The sequence below is a fragment of the Pseudomonas mosselii genome, from assembly GCF_003205295.1.
GTDB classification, from domain to species: Bacteria; Pseudomonadota; Gammaproteobacteria; order Pseudomonadales; family Pseudomonadaceae; genus Aquipseudomonas; species Aquipseudomonas mosselii_B.
Map to the genome: position 1 here is coordinate 178,046 of NZ_QJRP01000001.1, position 17,286 is coordinate 195,331.

Sequence of the window (17,286 nt, forward strand, 5' to 3'; positions counted from 1 at the left end):
TTGACAGGTCACTTGGCACCATCTGGCGCTTTTGCTGTCACACCTGTGCAAAAACACAGCATAAGCCTTTGTCACAAAAGAAAATGCATGCTCAAATTGCAGCTATATGAAAGTAGCCCCCGTTCACGCTCCACACGGCGTGCCGCCATGGCGGCTGGTGGGCAGTAATGTTAAAAGTAGTGGTTCATTGGCCAGTGACCGGCCAATCACTATTGGACGCGCACCACGCGCAGGAATAGACGCGTTTTGAAGAAATCCACCGCAACCCCAGCCCCCTTGCCAGTGCCCCTGTGGCGGCAGCAGCTGCACTACCGCCTGAAGGAAGGTGCGCTGATCGCCGTCGGTGCCCTGTGCCTGTACCTGTGGATGGCACTGGTCACCTACGACACCGCCGACCCGGGCTTCAGCCACACCAGCAACGCCGAGCAGGTGCAGAATGCCGCTGGCCGCGCCGGGGCCTATTTCGCCGATATCCTGTTCATGGTGCTCGGCTACTTCGCCTATATCTTCCCGCTGCTGCTGGCGATCAAGACCTGGCAGATCTTCCGCGAACGCCACCAGCCCTGGCAGTGGAGCGGCTGGCTGTTCTCCTGGCGCCTGATCGGCCTGGTGTTCCTGGTGCTGTCGGGCGCGGCGCTGGCGCATATCCACTTCCATCCGCCGGCGAGCATGCCGTTCTCCGCCGGCGGCGCCCTGGGCGAGAGCCTGGGCGACCTGGCGCGCAACCTGCTCAACGTGCAGGGCAGCACGCTGATGTTCATTGCCCTGTTCCTGTTCGGCCTGACGGTGTTCACCGACCTGTCGTGGTTCAAGGTGATGGACATCACCGGCAAGATCACCCTGGACCTGTTCGAGCTGGTGCAGGGCGCCGCCAACCGCTGGTGGGAGGCGCGCAACGAGCGCAAGCGCCTGGAAGCCCAACTGCGTGAAGTCGACGATCCGGTCTTCGACCTGGGCGGCAAGAGCGACAAGCGCGAGCCGGCCAAGCCGCAACCGCGCGAACGCGCCGAGCCCGTGGTGATGCGCGACGAGCCGCCGGCCCGCCCGGTCGTGCCGCGCGAAACCGTGGTAGCTCGCACGCAGCCCGTCGCCCCGGTGATCATCCCGCCGACCGCGGACAAGGCGCCGGAGCCGAGCAAGCGTGTCATGAAGGAAAAACAAGCTCCGCTGTTCATCGACAGCGCAGTGGAAGGCACTTTGCCGTCGATTTCCATCCTCGACCCGGCCGAACAGAAAAAGATCGAGTACTCGCCGGAGTCTCTGGCCGGTGTCGGCCAGTTGCTGGAGATCAAGCTCAAGGAATTCGGCGTGGAAGTCGCGGTCGACTCCATCCATCCGGGCCCGGTGATCACCCGCTACGAGATCCAGCCGGCCGCGGGCGTCAAGGTCAGCCGTATCGCCAACCTGGCCAAGGACCTGGCGCGCTCGCTGGCGGTGACCAGCGTGCGCGTGGTCGAGGTCATTCCCGGCAAGACCACCGTGGGTATCGAGATCCCCAACGAGAACCGCCAGATGGTGCGTTTCTCCGAGGTGCTGTCGTCGCCGCAGTTCGACGAGAACAAGTCGCCCGTCACCCTGGCCCTGGGCCACGACATCGGCGGCAAGCCGGTGATCACCGACCTTGCCAAGATGCCGCACCTGCTGGTGGCCGGTACCACCGGTTCCGGTAAATCGGTGGGCGTGAACGCGATGATCCTGTCGATCCTGTTCAAGTCGGGCCCGGAAGACGCACGGCTGATCATGATCGACCCGAAGATGCTCGAACTGTCGATCTACGAAGGCATCCCGCACCTGCTGTGCCCGGTGGTCACCGACATGAAGGACGCCGCCAACGCCCTGCGCTGGAGCGTCGCCGAGATGGAGCGCCGCTACAAGCTGATGGCGGCCATGGGCGTGCGCAACCTGGCGGGCTTCAACCGCAAGATCAAGGACGCCCAGGAAGCCGGCGAGATCATCCACGACCCGCTGTATCGTCGCGAAAGCATGGATGACGAGCCGCCAGCGCTGAAGACCCTGCCGACCATCGTGGTGGTGGTCGACGAATTCGCCGACATGATGATGATCGTCGGCAAGAAGGTCGAAGAGCTGATCGCCCGTATCGCCCAGAAGGCCCGTGCCGCCGGTATCCACCTGATCCTGGCCACCCAGCGTCCGTCGGTGGACGTGATCACCGGCCTGATCAAGGCCAACATCCCAACCCGCATGGCGTTCCAGGTGTCGAGCAAGATCGACTCGCGGACCATCATCGACCAGGGCGGCGCCGAACAGCTGCTCGGCCACGGTGACATGCTCTACATGCCGCCGGGCACCAGCCTGCCGATCCGGGTGCATGGCGCGTTCGTTTCCGACGACGAGGTGCATCGCACGGTCGAGGCCTGGAAACTGCGCGGCGCGCCGGACTACAACGACGACATCCTCAACGGTGTCGAGGAGGCCGGCAGCGGCTTCGACGGCGGTGGCGGGGGGGGCGGCGATGGCGACGACCCGGAAGCCGACGCCCTCTACGACGAAGCCGTGCAGTTCGTCCTGGAAAGCCGCCGGGCGTCGATCTCGGCGGTACAACGCAAGCTCAAGATCGGCTACAACCGCGCCGCGCGGATGATCGAGTCGATGGAGATGGCCGGCGTGGTCACGCCGATGAACAGCAACGGTTCGCGGGAAGTGATTGCCCCGGGCGGCCCGCGCGACTGATGAACAACCTGCCGGGCGCCATTGACGGCGTCCGGCCCCTTCACTGTGCAATGAGGATTTCCATGCGCGCGATTCGCATGCTGTTGGTTTCTGCCCTGGCCGCGGCCAGCCTGCCGGCCCATGCCGGCGAACAGGACGTCCAGCGCCTGACGCAATTGCTGGAAAAGTCGCAGACCATCGAGGCCAATTTCTCCCAGCTGACCCTGGATGCCGGCGGCACCAGCCTGCAGGAGACCAACGGCAAGATGACCGTCAAGCGCCCGGGCCTGTTCTACTGGCACACCGACGCGCCCCAGGAGCAGGTGGTGGTGTCCGACGGCAAGAACGTCACCCTGTGGGACCCTGACCTGGAACAGGCCACCGTCAAGAAGCTCGATGTGCGCCTGAACCAGACCCCGGCGCTGCTGCTGTCCGGCGATGTGTCGAAGATCAGCCAGAGCTTCGACATCACCTCCAAGGAACAGGGCGAAGTGATGGACTTCACCTTGAAGCCCAAGACCAAGGACACCCTGTTTGACTCGCTGCGCGTGTCGTTCCGCAGGGGCCTGATCAATGACATGCAGCTGATCGACAGCGTCGGCCAGCGCACCAACATCCTGTTCAATGGCGTGAAGGCCAACCAGGCGGTGCCGGACAGCAAGTTCCAGTTCGACATCCCCAAGGGCGCCGATGTCATCAAGGAGTAAGCGGAGCCTGTGATGGACCTGTTTCGAAGCGAACCCGTCGCCCAGCCCCTGGCCGCACGCCTGCGTCCGTCCAACCTGGACGAGTATGTCGGCCAGGAGCACCTGCTGGCGCGCGGCAAGCCGCTGCGCGAGGCGCTGGAGCAGGGTGCGCTGCACTCGATGATCTTCTGGGGGCCGCCGGGGGTGGGCAAGACCACCCTGGCGCGGCTGCTGGCGCAGTTCTGCGATGCCCACTTCGAAACGGTGTCGGCGGTGCTGGCCGGGGTCAAGGAGATCCGCCAGGCCGTCGAGGTGGCGAAGCAGCAGGCCGGCCAGTATGGCCGGCGCACCATCCTGTTCGTCGACGAGGTGCACCGCTTCAACAAGTCGCAACAGGACGCCTTCCTGCCCTACGTGGAGGACGGCACGCTGATCTTCATCGGTGCCACCACCGAGAACCCGTCGTTCGAGCTGAACAACGCGCTGCTGTCGCGGGCGCGGGTCTATGTGCTCAAGAGCCTGGACGAGGCCGCGCTGCGCAAGCTGGTCGATCGCGCCCTGAGCGAGGAGCGCGGCCTGGGCAAACGCAACCTGCGGGTGGGCGACGAGGCGTTCAAGATGCTCATGGCCGCCGCCGACGGCGATGGCCGGCGCATGCTCAACTTCCTCGAGAATGCCTCGGACCTGGCCGAAGACGGCGGCGAGATCGGCGTCGAACTGCTGCAGAGCCTGCTCGGCGACAGCCGCCGACGTTTCGACAAGGGCGGCGAGGCCTTCTACGACCAGATTTCGGCGCTGCACAAGTCGGTGCGCGGCTCCAATCCGGACGGCGCGCTGTACTGGTACGCGCGCATGCTCGACGGTGGCTGCGACCCGCTGTACATCGCCCGGCGCGTGGTGCGCATGGCCAGCGAGGACATCGGCAATGCCGACCCCCGCGCCCTGAGCCTGTGCCTGGCGGCGTGGGACGTTCAGGAGCGCCTGGGCAGCCCCGAAGGTGAACTGGCGGTGGCCCAGGCCATCACCTACATCGCCTGCGCGCCGAAGAGCAACGCGGTGTACATGGGCTTCAAGGCGGCCATGCGCGAGGCTGCCGAGCACGGCTCGCTGGAAGTGCCGCTGCACCTGCGCAACGCGCCGACCAAACTGATGAAGCAGCTGGGCTATGGCGAGGAGTACCGCTACGCCCACGACGAGCCGGATGCCTATGCCGCCGGCGAGGACTATTTCCCCGAACAGCTCGAGCCGCGCCAGTACTACCAGCCGGTGCCGAGAGGGCTCGAGCTGAAGATCGGCGAGAAGCTCAAGCACCTGGCCGAGCTGGACCGCAACAGCCCCCGCCAGCGGAGAAAACCGTGATCGCACTTATCGCTGCCGTCAGCGCCGGCGGGGTTGCCGGCACGCTGCTGCGCTTCGCCACCGCCAACTGGGTCGCGGCCCACTGGCCACGGCACTTCTATGCCGGTACGCTGGCGGTCAACCTGGTCGGCTGCCTGCTGATCGGCCTGCTCTACGGCTTGTTCCTGCACAAGCCGCTGGTGCCGGTCGAGCTGCGCGCCGGGCTGATCGTCGGCTTTCTCGGCGGCCTGACCACCTTTTCCTCCTTCTCGCTCGATACCGTGCGCCTGATGGAAAGCGGGCAGGTCCCGCTGGCCTTGGGCTATACCATTATCAGCGTGGTAGGCGGCCTGCTCGCGACCTGGGCCGGCCTGTCCCTGACCCGATTCTGAACCAACATCTACACATAACGAGAGAACGACATGCTCGATTCCAAACAGTTACGCACTGAACTTCAGGTAGTGGCGGAGCGCCTGGCCACCCGTGGCTTCAGCCTGGATGTCGCGCGCATCGAATCGCTGGAAGAGCGCCGCAAATCGGTGCAGACCCGCACCGAGCAACTGCAGGCCGAGCGTAACGCCCGTTCCAAATCGATCGGCCAGGCCAAGGCCAAGGGCGAGGACATCGCGCCGCTGATGGCCGACGTCGAGCGCATGGCCAATGAGCTGGCCGCCGGCAAGACCGAGCTGGATGGTATCCAGGCCGAGCTGGACGCGATCCTGCTGACCATCCCCAACCTGCCGGACGCCAGCGTGCCGGTCGGCGCCAGCGAAGACGACAACGTCGAAGTACGCCGCTGGGGCACCCCGGCCAGCTTCGACTTCGAGATCAAGGACCACGTCGCCCTGGGCGAGGTCAGCGGTGGCCTGGACTTCGAAGCCGCGGCCAAGCTGTCCGGCGCCCGCTTCGCCGTGCTGCGCGGCCCGATCGCCCGCCTGCACCGCGCCCTGGCGCAGTTCATGATCAACCTGCACACCGGCGAGCACGGCTACGAGGAGCACTACACCCCGTACCTGGTGCAGGCGCCGGCCCTGCAGGGCACCGGCCAGCTGCCGAAGTTCGAGGAAGACCTGTTCAAGATCAGCCGCGAAGGTGAGGCCGACTTCTACCTGATCCCGACCGCCGAAGTGTCGCTGACCAACCTGGTGGCCGGCGAGATCCTCGACGCCAAGCAACTGCCGCTCAAGCTGGTTGCCCACACCCCGTGCTTCCGCAGCGAAGCCGGTGCCTCAGGCCGCGACACCCGCGGCATGATCCGCCAGCACCAGTTCGACAAGGTCGAGATGGTGCAGATCGTCGAGCCGGCGAAATCCATGGAAGCCCTGGAAGGCCTGACCGCCAACGCCGAGCGCGTACTGCAGCTGCTGGAACTGCCGTACCGCGTGCTGGCGCTGTGCACCGGCGACATGGGCTTCGGCGCAGTGAAGACCTACGACCTGGAAGTGTGGGTGCCGAGCCAGGACAAGTACCGCGAGATCAGCTCCTGCTCCAACTGCGGTGATTTCCAGGCGCGTCGCATGCAGGCCCGCTGGCGCAACCCGGAAACCGGCAAGCCGGAACTGGTGCACACCCTCAACGGTTCGGGCTTGGCCGTCGGCCGTACCCTGGTGGCGGTGCTGGAGAACTACCAGCAGGCCGACGGTTCGATCCGTGTGCCGGAGGTGCTCAAGCCGTACATGGGTGGCGTCGAGGTCATTCGCTGAATGGACTACCTGCCGCTTTTCCATAAGCTGCAGGGCGGCCGCGTGTTGGTCGTCGGCGGCGGCGAGATCGCCTTGCGCAAGGCGCGCCTGCTGGCCGATGCCGGCGCCGCGCTGCGGGTGGTGGCGCCGGAGGTCGACGGCCAGCTGACCGCGCTGGCCCGCGAGGGCGGTGGCGAGGTACTGGTGCGTGGCTACCAGGCGAGCGACCTGGAGGGCTGCCGCCTGGTGATCGCGGCCACCGACGACTCGGCGCTCAACGCCCAGGTCTCGGCCGAGGCCCAGGCGCGCAGCCTGCCGGTCAACGTGGTGGATGCCCCGGCCCTGTGCACGGTGATCTTCCCCGCCATCGTCGACCGTTCACCCCTGGTGGTGGCGGTCTCCAGCGGTGGCGACGCCCCGGTGCTGGCGCGCTTGATCCGCGCCAAGCTGGAAGCCTGGATCCCGTCCGCCTACGGCGAGCTGGCCGGGCTGGCGGCGCGTTTCCGGCACAAGGTCAAGGCCTTGTACCCCGACGTCAACCAGCGCCGTGGCTTCTGGGAGAGTGTGTTCCAGGGCCCGGTCGCCGAGCGCCAACTGGCCGGGCAGGGCGCCGAGGCCGAACGCCTGTTGCAGGCGATGGTCGATGGCGCGCCGGTGCAGCAGGGCGGCGAGGTGTACCTGGTGGGCGCGGGGCCGGGCGATCCGGACCTGCTGACCTTCCGTGCCCTGCGCCTGATGCAGCAGGCCGACGTGGTGCTGTACGACCGCCTGGTGGCCCCGGCCATCATCGAGATGTGCCGGCGTGATGCCGAGCGTATCTATGTCGGCAAGCGCCGCGCCGACCACGCCGTGCCACAGGACAAGATCAACCGCCTGCTGGTCGACCTGGCCCGTCAGGGCAAGCGCGTGCTGCGGCTCAAGGGTGGCGATCCGTTCATCTTCGGCCGGGGTGGCGAGGAGATCGAGGAGCTGGCTGACGAGGGTATTCCGTTCCAGGTGGTGCCGGGCATCACCGCGGCCAGTGGTTGTTCCGCCTATGGCGGGATTCCGCTGACCCACCGCGATTATGCCCAGTCGGTGCGCTTCGTTACCGGTCACCTTAAGGATGGCACCAGCAACCTGCCCTGGGATGACCTGGTGGCGCCGGCCCAGACCCTGGTGTTCTACATGGGGCTGGTTGGTTTGCCGACCATCTGTGCCGAGTTGATCCGTCATGGGCGCGCGGCGAGTACTCCGGCAGCCCTGGTGCAGCAGGGGACCACGCGTAATCAGCGGGTGTTCACCGGCACCCTGGCTGATCTGCCGGAGCTGGTGGCGCGGCATGAAGTGCATGCGCCTACCTTGGTGATCGTTGGAGAGGTGGTGCAACTGCGCGAGAAGCTGGCGTGGTTTGAAGGGTCGCAGGACGCCTGAGCCGTTGATCCACGTGGGAGCGGGCTTGCCCCGCGATGGCGCCAGATCAGGCAACAATGTTGCCGCCTCTGACGCCATCGCGGGGCAAGCCCGCTCCCACGTTGGGTCTTCATCCTCTCTGCCAGATCCCTTTCCCCGACAACCGCTCCCGATCATGCGGCAAGCCAAAATCCTGCAACGGCCCCTTGGGCACGATCCCGTTTGGGTTGATGGTCTTGTGGCTCATGTAATAGTGCTTCTGGATATGCTCCATGTTCACCGTGCCCGCCACCCCCGGCCACTGGTACAGCTCGCGCAGCCAGTTGGACAGGTTCGGGTAGTCGCTCAACCGGCGCAGGTTGCACTTGAAGTGCCCGTGGTACACCGCGTCGAAACGCACCAGGGTGGTGAACAGGCGCACATCGGCCTCGGTCAGGTACTCGCCGGCCAGGTAACGCTGGCGGCCCAGTAGCCCCTCCAGATGATCCAGTTCGTTGAACACCTCGTCGAAGGCGGCCTCGTAGGCGTCTTGCGAGGTGGCGAAGCCGGCGCGGTACACGCCGTTGTTCACCGCCGGGTAGATTCGTTCGTTGAGCGCATCGATGGTCGCCCGCAGCGGCTCGGGATAGAGATCCAGGGTATTGCCGGTCAGCTCGTCGAAGGCGCTGTTGAAGATGCGGATGATCTCGGCCGACTCGTTGTTGACGATGCGCTTCTCCTGCTTGTCCCACAGCACCGGCACGGTCACGCGCCCGGTGTAGTGCGGGTCGTCCTGGGTGTAGCGCTGGTGCAGGTACTGCAGCGCGTCCAGTTGATCGCCGCTGGAGCCCTGCTGCTGGTCGAAGGTCCAGCCGTGCTCGCCCATCAGCCAACTGACCACCGAGACATCGATCAATGGCTCCAGGCCCTTGATGGCGCGGAAAATCAGGGTGCGGTGCGCCCACGGGCAGGCCAGCGACACGTACAGGTGATAGCGGCCGGCCTCGGCGGCGGGCAGCGGGTTGCGCCGCTGGGCGTTCTCGCGCTGGAAGGCGCCGTCCTTGCTGCTCTGGTACCACTGGTCATGCCAGCGGCCATCGATCAAAAGGCCCATCTCGGAGCTCCTCGAAACACAATCGTTTGTCGTTGGAGCTCAGTCTAGGGCAAAGCGTTCGAAGAAATAGCGCAAAGACTGCCCTATTCCTATCGGTTTATTCGATGTCTTTACGGGCGGCCCAGTAGGCGCGGGCATTGCCGAACGCCTGCTCGCGATCCTGGCCGAGCCCGCGCAGGGCCAGGGCCATGGTCGCGACCACGGCCAGTTCGCCATAGCTGTCCTGCGCCTCGCCGCGCCACACCGCCAGCAGGTGCTCGGGCTGCAGGCTTGCCGGCTTCACATGGCGCTGGGCGCTGAGCGCCGGCCATTCCTCGTCCCAGGCCTCGCCGGCCGAGGTGCCGTACAGGTGGCTGATGACATCCGGGTTGACCTCGATCTCGCCACCGTCGCCCTTGATGACCACGGCATGATCGCCGAGCAGGCGGCTGGCTTCGCGGTGCACGGCCTGGTAACCGGGGTGGAAGATGCTCTGCAGGCCGCAGCGCGCGGCAAGCGGGTTGAGCACCCGGGCCAGCGAGTGGATGGGCGAGCGCAGGCCCAGGGTGTTGCGCAGGTCGATCATGCGCTGCAGTTGCGGCGCCCAGTCCTGCAACGGGAAGAAGGCTAGCCGGCGGCTGTCCAGGGCCTGCTCCACGGCCGTCCAGTCACGGCAGAGCGGGATATCCAGCAGGTCGAGCAGTTGCTCGGTGTACAGTCTTCCTGCCGTATGGGCGCCGCCACCATGCATCAGGATGCGCACGCCATTGCCTGCCAGGCATTTGGCCGCCAGCAGGTACCAGGGCAGGTGGCGCTTCTTGCCGGCGTAGCTCGGCCAGTCGAGGTCGACGGCGATGCGCGGCGCCTGCAGGTGGGCGCGCAGGGCCTCGGTGAAGCCGGCCAGCTCCTCGGCGCTTTCTTCCTTGTGCCGCAGCAGCATCAGGAAGGCGCCCAGCTGGGTGTCCTCGACCTTGCCCTCGAGCAGCAGGGTCATGGCGGCGCGGGCCTCCTCGCGGGTCAGGCCGCGGGCGCCGCGCTTGCCCTTGCCGAGGATGCGCACGAATTCGGCGAACGGGTGTTCGGCCGGGGTTTCCAGGGTCAGCGGGCGGATGTCATTCAGCTGTGGCTCGGTCATATGCAGTTGGTCGGCTTGGGCAGGCCCGCCAGCTTGGCGGCAAGTTTGGCGGGAGTGCCGTTGAACAGGCGGTTCAGGTGCGGGCTGTTGCCTTTTTCCGCACCGAGCTTGAGCGCGGTGTACTTGATCAGCGGGCGGGTGGCCGGCGACAGCTGGTACTCCTGGTAGAACTGACGCAACAGCTCGAGGATTTCCCAGTGGTCCGCGGTCAGGGCGATGCTTTCGCGGGTGGCGAGGGCCTCGGCGACTTCGTGGGACCAGTCCTGCAGCTCGACCAGGAAGCCGTCCTTGTCCAGGGCGATGTGGCGATCGCCGACAATCAGGGTACTCATAGCCAGCTGTTGACCTTGTCGTGGTGCAGGGAGAGCTCGACGAAGGCGGCGTAGTCCACGGCCTTGGCCAACTGGCTGTCGAGGGCGCGGGCCTGCAGGTCTTCGGCGAGGGCGAACAGGCGCGCGCCGAGGTTGGCGGCCTGCAGGGCGGCGAACGGCTCGCTGCCGGCCTTGAGCGCGTAGGTGGCGTCGCCGCACAGCAGCAGCGCGTCTTGCGGGCCCAGCAGGCGCAGGCAACTGGCCAGGCGCTCGTCGCCGAAGGGCGAGTGGGCGATTACATGCAGGGTTGTCATCAGAGCGTCACCACCTGGTCGAAACGGGCAATCAGCGCGGTCAGCGCACTATCGTCGAGCACCTCGACCGGCAGCGCCAGGGCGTCGCCGTCCAGCCCACGACGGGCCAGGCTGTAGCCGCAGGCGAACAGTTCCTCGACCCCGAACATCGGCAGGGCCTGGAGGTTGGCGGTCAGGTTCTTCTGCTGCAGGACGTCGGGTTGCTGGGCGGCGGCGAGCTGGAACACGCCGTCATCGAGGAACAGCATGCCCAGCGGCAGGTCGAAGGCGCCACCGGCCAGGGCGATGTCCAGCGCCTCGCGGGCGGACGGGCCGCTCCACGGCGCCTGGCGGCTGATGATCAGCAAGGACTTGGCCATCTCAATCACCTCCGAAGCAGACCAGGCGGTCGGCCAGTTGCGCGGCTTCGTGCAGTTGGCCCAGGCCGGACAGCTCCCACGGCATCGGCAGGTTCACCGCCGGGCGCTGGTAGCGGTTGGCCTCGGTGTCGTCGAGCACGCCCCGGCGCAGGGCCGCGGCGATGCACACCACAGCGTCCAGCCGATGGTCGCTGACGAAGGCGCGCCACTGCGCGGCCACGTCGAGTTCGTCCTGGGGCGTGACGATATTGGCCGAGGCGCTGTGCACCCCGTCCTGGTAGAAGAACAATCGGGCGATTTCATGCCCGCCGGCCAGCACCGCCTCGGCAAAGCGCAAGGCGCGGCGCGAGGAGGGCGCATGGGCCGGGGAAAAGACCGCGATGGCGAATTTCATGGAAGGCTCGTGCAAATGAATGCGGCCATGATAAAGCAAAAAGCCCGCGCTGGTGGGCGCGGGCTTTGTGCTCAGGCGGGTACGGCTCAGGCCTGTTCCTTGCCCTCAGGCAGGAACCAGTTGAGCAGCAGGGCGCAGATGCCGCCAGTGGCGACGCCCGACTCCAGCACGTTGCGCAGTGCCGCCGGCATGTGCGCGAGGAACTCCGGCACCTGGGCCACGCCCAGGCCCAGCGACAGCGACACGGCGATGATCAGCAGGGCGCGGCGGTCGAGGCGGGTGCTGGCGAGGATATTGATGCCCGAGGCCGCCACGGCGCCGAACATCACCATGGCCGCGCCGCCGAGCACCGGCTCCGGCACCGCCTGGATCACCCCGGCGACGCTGGGGAACAGGCCCAGCAGGATCAGCATGACGGCGATCCAGATGCCGATATGGCGGCTGGCGATGCCGGTCAGCTGAATCACGCCGTTGTTCTGGGCGAAGATCGAGCTGGGGAAGGTGTTGAACAGGCCGGCCAGCAGCGAGTTGGCGCCGTTGACCAGCACCCCGCCCTTGATCCGTTGCATCCACACCGGGCCTTCCACCGGCTGGCGCGAGACCTTGCTGGTGGCGGTCACGTCACCGATGGCTTCCAGTGAGGTGACCAGGTAGATCACCAGCATCGGGATGAACAGCGACCAGGAGAAGCCCAGGCCGAAGTGCAGCGGCGTCGGCACCTGGAACAGCGCTGCCTGGTGCATGCCGGTGAAGTCCAGGCGGCCCAGGTAGCCGGCCAGGGCATAGCCCACGGCCAGGGCGATGACGATGGCGCAGCTGCGCATCCACACCACCGGAATGCGGTTGAGGATGACGATGATCGCCAGTACCACGCCCGACAGCAGCAGGTTCTCGCCATCGGCGAAGGTGCCGTTGGCCATGGCGCCGAAGCCGCCGCCCATGCTGATCAGGCCGACCTTGATCAGGGTCAGGCCGATCATCAGCACGACGATGCCGGTGACCAGCGGGGTGATCAGGCGCTTGACGAAGGGCAGGATGCGCGACACGCCCATTTCCACGAACGAGCCGGCGATGACCACGCCGAAGATCGCCGCCATCACGCTCTCGACCGGCGTGCCCTGCTTGACCATCAGCGCGCCGCCGGCGATCAGCGGGCCGACGAAGTTGAAGCTGGTGCCCTGGACGATCAGCAGCCCGGCGCCGAACGGCCCGAAGCGCTTGCACTGGACGAAGGTGGCGATACCCGAGATCACCAGCGACATCGACACGATCAGGTTGGTGTCACGCGCCGACACGCCCAGCGCCTGGCAGATCAGCAGGCCCGGCGTGACGATCGGCACGATGATCGCCAGCAGGTGCTGCAGTGCCGCCAGCAGGCCGATCAGCAGGCGAGGCTTGTCCTCGAGGCCAAGGACCAGTTCATTGGCAGGCGCCGCCGCGCCTGGGCCGTGTTCGTGTGAACTCATGGGAAAATGCCGCCCCGGAAGAAAAAAGGAGCGCATTCTACGGGCAGAAAGCCCATAGGGGTAGAGGCAAGCACGATGGCCGCACAATCGCGGCGCAATGGGGTAATAAGCTGACTTTTAAGTCAATCTTCGTCGGCTTTGCTACTGCTGTTCAGCAGGCACGAAAAAGCCCGCCGAAGCGGGCTTTTTGTGAGGCGGTGCCGACCGATTCGATCAGTCGTCGCGGCCCATGATGCCGAACAGCTGCAGCAGGCTGACGAACAGGTTGTAGATCGACACGTACAGGCTGATGGTGGCCATGATGTAGTTGCGCTCGCCGCCATGGATGATGGCGCTGGTCTGGAACAGGATGCAGACCGACGAGAACAGTACGAAGCCAGCGCTGATCGCCAGTTGCAGGCCGCTGATCTGGAAGAAGAAGCTGGCCACCACGGCACCCAGCAGGACGAAGAAGCCGGCGGTGATGAAGCCGCTGAGGAAGCTCATGTCCTTGCGGGTGATCAGCACATAGGCCGACAGGCCGCCGAACACCAGGGCGGTCATGGCGAAGGCCGAGCTGACCACTTCGGCGCCACCGGCCATGCCCAGGTAGCGGTTGAGGATCGGGCCGAGGATGAAGCCCATGAAGCCGGTGAGGGCGAAGGTGGACACCAGGCCCCAGGCCGAGTCACGCAGCTTGTTGGTGAGGAAGAACAGGCCGTAGAAGCCGATCAGCACCACGAAGATGTTGGGGTAGCCGACACGCATCTGCTGGGCGACGAAGGCCATGATGCCGCTGAAGGCGAGGGTGAGGGCCAGCAGGCTGTACGTGTTGCGCAGGACCTTGCTGACCTCCTGCTGCTCGACCTGCTGGCCGTGTTGGACGGCGTAATCCTGTTCGCGCATGGCGCACTCCTTTGGGGTGAGACCGCGGTTCGGGACCGGCGGTAGTGGAACGTATGAGGCAGAGCATATCAGAGCTGTCGCAGGGCGCGACACAGAGAGTTTGACAGCTTGTTACATTACGGTATGATTGCCGCCGCAAAACAAGCTGGAAGCGTGGCCGAGTGGTTTAAGGCAACGGTCTTGAAAACCGTCGATGGGCAACTATCCTAGAGTTCGAATCTCTACGCTTCCGCCACATTCAAAGCCCTGATTTTTCAGGGCTTTTTGCGTTTTTGGGGCATAGTAAAACCACCCATGGGAACGCCCTTGGGAATGGTATTATTTGTCAGCGCTGGCAAAACTTTCCCTATTTGGTGGGTTTCGCCAGAGCTCCAACGCGGCGGTAGACCCGTTCGGTGATGTCGCCCTTGGTGTGCCCGAGCAGCAGGCTGGCGTGGTCGATGTCAGTGATTTCCGACGCAGCTTTTGGGCGGATGTCTCGGAACTGGAACTGGCTGATCCGGCCGGCCAGGACCTGGTCACCGGCTGCGACTGCTTCCTTCACAGCTTCCTCCCTGGCATCGTCCCATCGATGGCGAAGCATGGCCGCCGAGACCCGTTTGCCTGAATCAGTCAACAGCAGGTAGGGCGATCCATGGGGTGTGTTCCGCTCCAGAATCTTTCTGATCAGGCTGCCCAGGCCACTTTCCACTCCATCCACCTCGAGCATGATCCGCAGCTTCTTGTTGGTTTTCTTCTGTTTCACGCCGAGGGCATTGCCCTCGATGTCGTCCCGCCTCATCACCAGCACGTCCGCCGGCCGCTGGCCCGTCAAATACGCTAAGTCCATGGCGTCCTTCAATTCACAAACCGCTTTCGCGTAAACCGCGCTCCAGATTGCGTCGTTCGCGTAGAAGTCTCGCGGCACCTCCTTATTCTTGCGTACACCCTGGCAGGGGTTCTCCCGGTTGGTCAGGCCCCATTCACGGGCGATGTTGAAGATGTGCGACAGGGTGGCGATCTCTCGGTTTGCCCGGACCGGCGCCGTCCTGGCGTCGCGGTACTTCGCTACGTGAGCGGGCGTGATGCCGTCGATTGGAGCCTTCTCGAAGTAGCTGCGCAACTGGCGTATCTCCGCCAGGTTGTCTTTCTGAGTGCGCGGCGCCTTCTTCGGGATGATGTCGCGCTCGTATCGGTCAAAGATCGCACCCATGGTGACCAGGTCCTTGGGTTTCTCCTTGGCTTCCAGCTCGGCCCACTTCAGCCTTGCCAGATTCAGGTCAGTACCCAGCGGTACCGGCTTCCCAGACTTATCCAAGTAGAAGTAGCTGATCCACTCCTTGCCAGGGTTTTTCTTGCTCTTACTAGTGCGCTTGCGCCGGTACATGCCGGGCGGCAGGTCACGGTTCTCAGTCTTCCTTGGGCGCATTTCACCTCACCTTCGAAATGTCAGGTGTCCACGCAGGGACTACTGGTGGTGGCGACGCCGTTGGCATTATTCCAAGGCCCACGCCCAGCTTCATACGGACGTAGTAGCGGCCAACCAGTGGCCGCCCGCTGTGGGTTTCGACGAATGTCCAGCCGCGCTCTTCAAGCCAGCGGCGCTGGTAGCTCCTAGCTTTGTAGCCGGTCAGTTCGGCAAGTTCTTCATCCGAGAGAATTTCGGTCTTCATGGAGTGCTCTCCGAGCCGCCGAAGCGGTAGTGTTTGTCGCCTTTGTGATGCTCAACTGACTGCTGAGGAAAGAAGGCTTTATTTATTGAACTATTCTGTTAGCGTTGTTGGTTGAGTTGGTCATGCCTGCAGGCCACCAGAGCTTGAGGCATTGCGAAGTGTGATGATCTGTTTGTATTGGGGGTGGGTCGTGGAAATAAATTTTCTTGATTTGATGGACGCTGATGTTAGGGGGCTGATTCCGAAGAGAGATGTATACACTTTGGTTAAGATGTCTAAGGTTCATGGTTCCGATTGGTGGCATGGGGAACATCTAAAAATCGGCAATACGCCGCAGCAGGGAATAAACTGGGTTGGCCAGTTTCCTTCATTAACGGGGGTGATAGTCAAGGTGTGGGAGGGCAGCTATAAGGATGACGGATGGATAAAGGATAGGGAGTGTTTTAGATATTCGCTGAAGGCTGTTAAGGGAGTGATTTCCTTAACCGAAAAAGCGAATAGAGCGCTTATACAGCAACCTGCTTTCTCCTACCCAATCGCGTTACTGACTGAAAGAGGTGCTTTCTGGCGTTTCGAGGGTGTATTTAGGGTTTCAAGTGTTAGTTCCAGTTACGTCGAGCTTTCGCGTTTTGAACTGAATGGCCGTAAGGGTCGAAAAGTTGATGTAAGTGGCTTTGAGGAAGGGTCTAGGCGGTATGTCGAGCATCTAACTGTTGAGCGAAATAAGGAGGTTGTTGCACTGTTAAAGTCCAGAGGGGGCTGTGTGTGTGATATTTGTTGTGTGGACTTTGAGGCTAGATATAAGGTTAGCTACATCGAGGCTCATCACAAAGTTCCTATTTCGGCTTGTGAAGGCAATAGAGTTGTTACGGTAGATGATTTTGCACTGCTTTGCGCTAATTGCCATTCTGCGGTCCATCTGCATATGCGAGATACCCCATGCTATGAGCAGGTCAAATCCCTGATTCAATCTCATATTTTTGACTAATAATGCTCTGTATTCGTAGACCTACCCAGCGAACGATAGGCACAGCTTTACTGTTCCCTAGTGCTCGATAGCGGAGGCCGTCGGGGCAGTGAGCGGGGGATTTTCCGCGCCAAGAAATTTGGGTGTAGTTATCTGGTAATCCTTGGCATCGCTCCCATTCTGTAGGGGTTGTTCGACGTATTCCGTCCGCTTCCAGTACATATGCCTCTCTGTCATCGAGAGCGCCTCCCCCCTGGGCCGTGAGAGTAGGATGAAGTGCGAACTCCTCCGGCCGTCCCGGCGGGCTATTCCGGCGAGGGCTTTCTCGCTCAAAAAGTACTTCAAGCGGATCGAACCTTGCTCGAGCACTTGCGACAACGAACACACGGCGGCGTCGTTGGGCCAGGCCGAAATATTGGGCATTCAGAATCCGCCATGCAACTGTTCGCGTGGGTCCATACACACAACCAGCGTCCTTCCATTTGCCCCCTGGCGGTTGGAGTTCTTCGGATTCGCCCACCAGGGCGCCGAGGAAGCAGCCAAACGCGTTGCCTTTGTCGGAGAGGACTCCAGGGACGTTTTCCCAGAGGCAGACGGCCTCGGGCTCGCCGCGCATGGTTCGAACATGGTCAATTGCATCAAGCAGCTCCACGTATTTGATGGTGAGGGCGCCTCGGGGGTCGGCCAGGCCTTCGCGCATGCCAGCCACGCTGAAGGCCTGGCAGGGCGTGCCGCCGACCAGCGCGTCGGGCGCCGGGATTTTGCCGGACAGCACCATGGCTGCTAGGCGGGTCATGTCGCCGTGGTTCGGCGTGTCGGGGTAGTGGTGAGCCAGCACCGCGCAGGGGAATGGCTCGATTTCGGCGTACCAAGCGGCACGCCAGCCCAGCGGGTGCCAGGCTACGGTTGCAGCTTCAATGCCGCTGCAGACGCTTCCGTAAGTGATGGGCATGATGGCTCCTG

At 63.9% G+C, this 17,286-nt stretch carries 17 protein-coding genes, 1 tRNA gene and 1 pseudogene; 8 read left to right on the plus strand and 11 right to left on the minus strand.

What is annotated here, in order from left to right:
- Positions 1–246: 246 nt before the first annotated feature.
- From DMX06_RS00905 to cysG, 6 genes are all read left to right on the plus strand, one after another.
- Positions 247–2,691 carry a DNA translocase FtsK gene (locus DMX06_RS00905; protein WP_181427760.1) on the plus strand — a complete coding sequence of 815 codons (2,445 nt, stop codon included), beginning with the start codon at positions 247–249 and terminating at the stop codon, positions 2,689–2,691.
- 62 nt (positions 2,692–2,753) lie between these two features.
- Positions 2,754–3,377, plus strand: a complete 624-nt coding sequence (lolA, locus tag DMX06_RS00910) for an outer membrane lipoprotein chaperone LolA (RefSeq protein WP_110733655.1) — start codon at positions 2,754–2,756, stop codon at positions 3,375–3,377.
- Positions 3,378–3,389: 12 nt separating this feature from the next.
- Positions 3,390–4,715: a replication-associated recombination protein A gene (locus DMX06_RS00915; protein WP_110733657.1), complete on the plus strand. Its 1,326-nt coding sequence runs from the start codon at positions 3,390–3,392 to the stop codon at positions 4,713–4,715.
- Positions 4,712–5,086: a fluoride efflux transporter CrcB gene (gene crcB, locus DMX06_RS00920; RefSeq protein ID WP_110733660.1), complete on the plus strand. Its 375-nt coding sequence runs from the start codon at positions 4,712–4,714 to the stop codon at positions 5,084–5,086. The genes DMX06_RS00915 and crcB overlap by 4 nt, the downstream gene beginning before the upstream one ends.
- Before the next feature lie 30 nt (positions 5,087–5,116).
- Complete coding sequence (gene serS, locus DMX06_RS00925) at positions 5,117–6,397, plus strand: serine--tRNA ligase (RefSeq protein ID WP_110733662.1); 1,281 nt, start codon at positions 5,117–5,119, stop codon at positions 6,395–6,397.
- Entirely contained in the window at positions 6,398–7,789 is a 1,392-nt protein-coding gene (cysG, locus tag DMX06_RS00930; RefSeq protein WP_110733665.1) for a siroheme synthase CysG, read from the plus strand. It abuts the gene before it with no gap.
- 109 nt (positions 7,790–7,898) lie between these two features.
- On the opposite strand, the gene DMX06_RS00935 is transcribed toward cysG, so the two are convergent.
- From DMX06_RS00935 to DMX06_RS00970, 8 genes are all read right to left on the minus strand, one after another.
- Positions 7,899–8,861, minus strand: a complete 963-nt coding sequence (locus tag DMX06_RS00935; RefSeq protein ID WP_110733668.1) for a glutathione S-transferase family protein — start codon at positions 8,859–8,861, stop codon at positions 7,899–7,901.
- 97 nt (positions 8,862–8,958) lie between these two features.
- A complete protein-coding gene (locus DMX06_RS00940; RefSeq protein ID WP_181427764.1) occupies positions 8,959–9,942 on the minus strand; it encodes a glycosyl transferase family protein in 984 nt (327 codons plus the stop codon).
- Positions 9,943–9,971: 29 nt separating this feature from the next.
- Positions 9,972–10,307, minus strand: a complete 336-nt coding sequence (locus tag DMX06_RS00945; protein WP_110733673.1) for a TusE/DsrC/DsvC family sulfur relay protein — start codon at positions 10,305–10,307, stop codon at positions 9,972–9,974.
- A complete protein-coding gene (gene tusB / locus DMX06_RS00950; RefSeq protein WP_110733675.1) occupies positions 10,304–10,600 on the minus strand; it encodes a sulfurtransferase complex subunit TusB in 297 nt (98 codons plus the stop codon). Before tusB ends, DMX06_RS00945 begins: the two co-directional genes overlap by 4 nt.
- The gene (gene tusC, locus DMX06_RS00955; protein ID WP_110733677.1) at positions 10,600–10,959 is read right to left on the minus strand and encodes a sulfurtransferase complex subunit TusC; all 360 of its coding nucleotides are present in this window, start codon (positions 10,957–10,959) and stop codon (positions 10,600–10,602) included. Before tusC ends, tusB begins: the two co-directional genes overlap by 1 nt.
- Before the next feature lies 1 nt (position 10,960).
- Positions 10,961–11,353: a sulfurtransferase complex subunit TusD gene (gene tusD / locus DMX06_RS00960; RefSeq protein ID WP_028692375.1), complete on the minus strand. Its 393-nt coding sequence runs from the start codon at positions 11,351–11,353 to the stop codon at positions 10,961–10,963.
- Positions 11,354–11,439: 86 nt separating this feature from the next.
- Positions 11,440–12,819, minus strand: coding sequence for a nucleobase:cation symporter-2 family protein (locus DMX06_RS00965; protein WP_110733680.1), 1,380 nt, complete (start codon positions 12,817–12,819; stop codon positions 11,440–11,442).
- Between the two features lie 213 nt (positions 12,820–13,032).
- Positions 13,033–13,704, minus strand: coding sequence for a Bax inhibitor-1/YccA family protein (locus DMX06_RS00970; protein WP_028692373.1), 672 nt, complete (start codon positions 13,702–13,704; stop codon positions 13,033–13,035).
- Positions 13,705–13,851: 147 nt separating this feature from the next.
- On the opposite strand from DMX06_RS00970, the gene DMX06_RS00975 reads away from it, so the two are divergent.
- Positions 13,852–13,939 (plus strand) — tRNA-Ser (locus tag DMX06_RS00975).
- A 111-nt stretch (positions 13,940–14,050) separates the two neighbouring features.
- Here DMX06_RS00975 and DMX06_RS00980 read toward each other — a convergent pair.
- Together DMX06_RS00980 and DMX06_RS00985 are read right to left on the minus strand one after the other, a co-directional pair.
- Positions 14,051–15,112, minus strand: coding sequence for a tyrosine-type recombinase/integrase (locus DMX06_RS00980; RefSeq protein WP_110733682.1), 1,062 nt, complete (start codon positions 15,110–15,112; stop codon positions 14,051–14,053).
- Between the two features lies 1 nt (position 15,113).
- Positions 15,114–15,356: a DUF4224 domain-containing protein gene (locus tag DMX06_RS00985; protein WP_110733684.1), complete on the minus strand. Its 243-nt coding sequence runs from the start codon at positions 15,354–15,356 to the stop codon at positions 15,114–15,116.
- A gap of 190 nt (positions 15,357–15,546) precedes the next feature.
- On the opposite strand from DMX06_RS00985, the gene DMX06_RS00990 reads away from it, so the two are divergent.
- Positions 15,547–16,344, plus strand: coding sequence for an HNH endonuclease (locus DMX06_RS00990; protein WP_258378783.1), 798 nt, complete (start codon positions 15,547–15,549; stop codon positions 16,342–16,344).
- 265 nt (positions 16,345–16,609) lie between these two features.
- Here DMX06_RS00990 and DMX06_RS00995 read toward each other — a convergent pair.
- Positions 16,610–17,275: pseudogene (locus tag DMX06_RS00995) on the minus strand (DNA cytosine methyltransferase); the annotation flags it as partial.
- Positions 17,276–17,286: the final 11 nt, after the last annotated feature.

What these genes read in the sequence shown, in the direction of transcription:
- lolA (WP_110733655.1), top strand. Translation starts at nt 2,754, where the DNA reads ATGCGCGCGATTCGCATGCTGTTGGTTTCTGCCCTGGCCGCGGCCAGC.
- DMX06_RS00915 (WP_110733657.1), top strand. Translation starts at nt 3,390, where the DNA reads ATGGACCTGTTTCGAAGCGAACCCGTCGCCCAGCCCCTGGCCGCACGC.
- serS (WP_110733662.1), top strand. Translation starts at nt 5,117, where the DNA reads ATGCTCGATTCCAAACAGTTACGCACTGAACTTCAGGTAGTGGCGGAG.
- cysG (WP_110733665.1), top strand. Translation starts at nt 6,398, where the DNA reads ATGGACTACCTGCCGCTTTTCCATAAGCTGCAGGGCGGCCGCGTGTTG.
- DMX06_RS00935 (WP_110733668.1), bottom strand. Translation starts at nt 8,861, where the DNA reads ATGGGCCTTTTGATCGATGGCCGCTGGCATGACCAGTGGTACCAGAGC.
- DMX06_RS00945 (WP_110733673.1), bottom strand. Translation starts at nt 10,307, where the DNA reads ATGAGTACCCTGATTGTCGGCGATCGCCACATCGCCCTGGACAAGGAC.
- tusB (WP_110733675.1), bottom strand. Translation starts at nt 10,600, where the DNA reads ATGACAACCCTGCATGTAATCGCCCACTCGCCCTTCGGCGACGAGCGC.
- tusC (WP_110733677.1), bottom strand. Translation starts at nt 10,959, where the DNA reads ATGGCCAAGTCCTTGCTGATCATCAGCCGCCAGGCGCCGTGGAGCGGC.
- tusD (WP_028692375.1), bottom strand. Translation starts at nt 11,353, where the DNA reads ATGAAATTCGCCATCGCGGTCTTTTCCCCGGCCCATGCGCCCTCCTCG.
- DMX06_RS00965 (WP_110733680.1), bottom strand. Translation starts at nt 12,819, where the DNA reads ATGAGTTCACACGAACACGGCCCAGGCGCGGCGGCGCCTGCCAATGAA.
- DMX06_RS00970 (WP_028692373.1), bottom strand. Translation starts at nt 13,704, where the DNA reads ATGCGCGAACAGGATTACGCCGTCCAACACGGCCAGCAGGTCGAGCAG.
- DMX06_RS00980 (WP_110733682.1), bottom strand. Translation starts at nt 15,112, where the DNA reads ATGCGCCCAAGGAAGACTGAGAACCGTGACCTGCCGCCCGGCATGTAC.
- DMX06_RS00985 (WP_110733684.1), bottom strand. Translation starts at nt 15,356, where the DNA reads ATGAAGACCGAAATTCTCTCGGATGAAGAACTTGCCGAACTGACCGGC.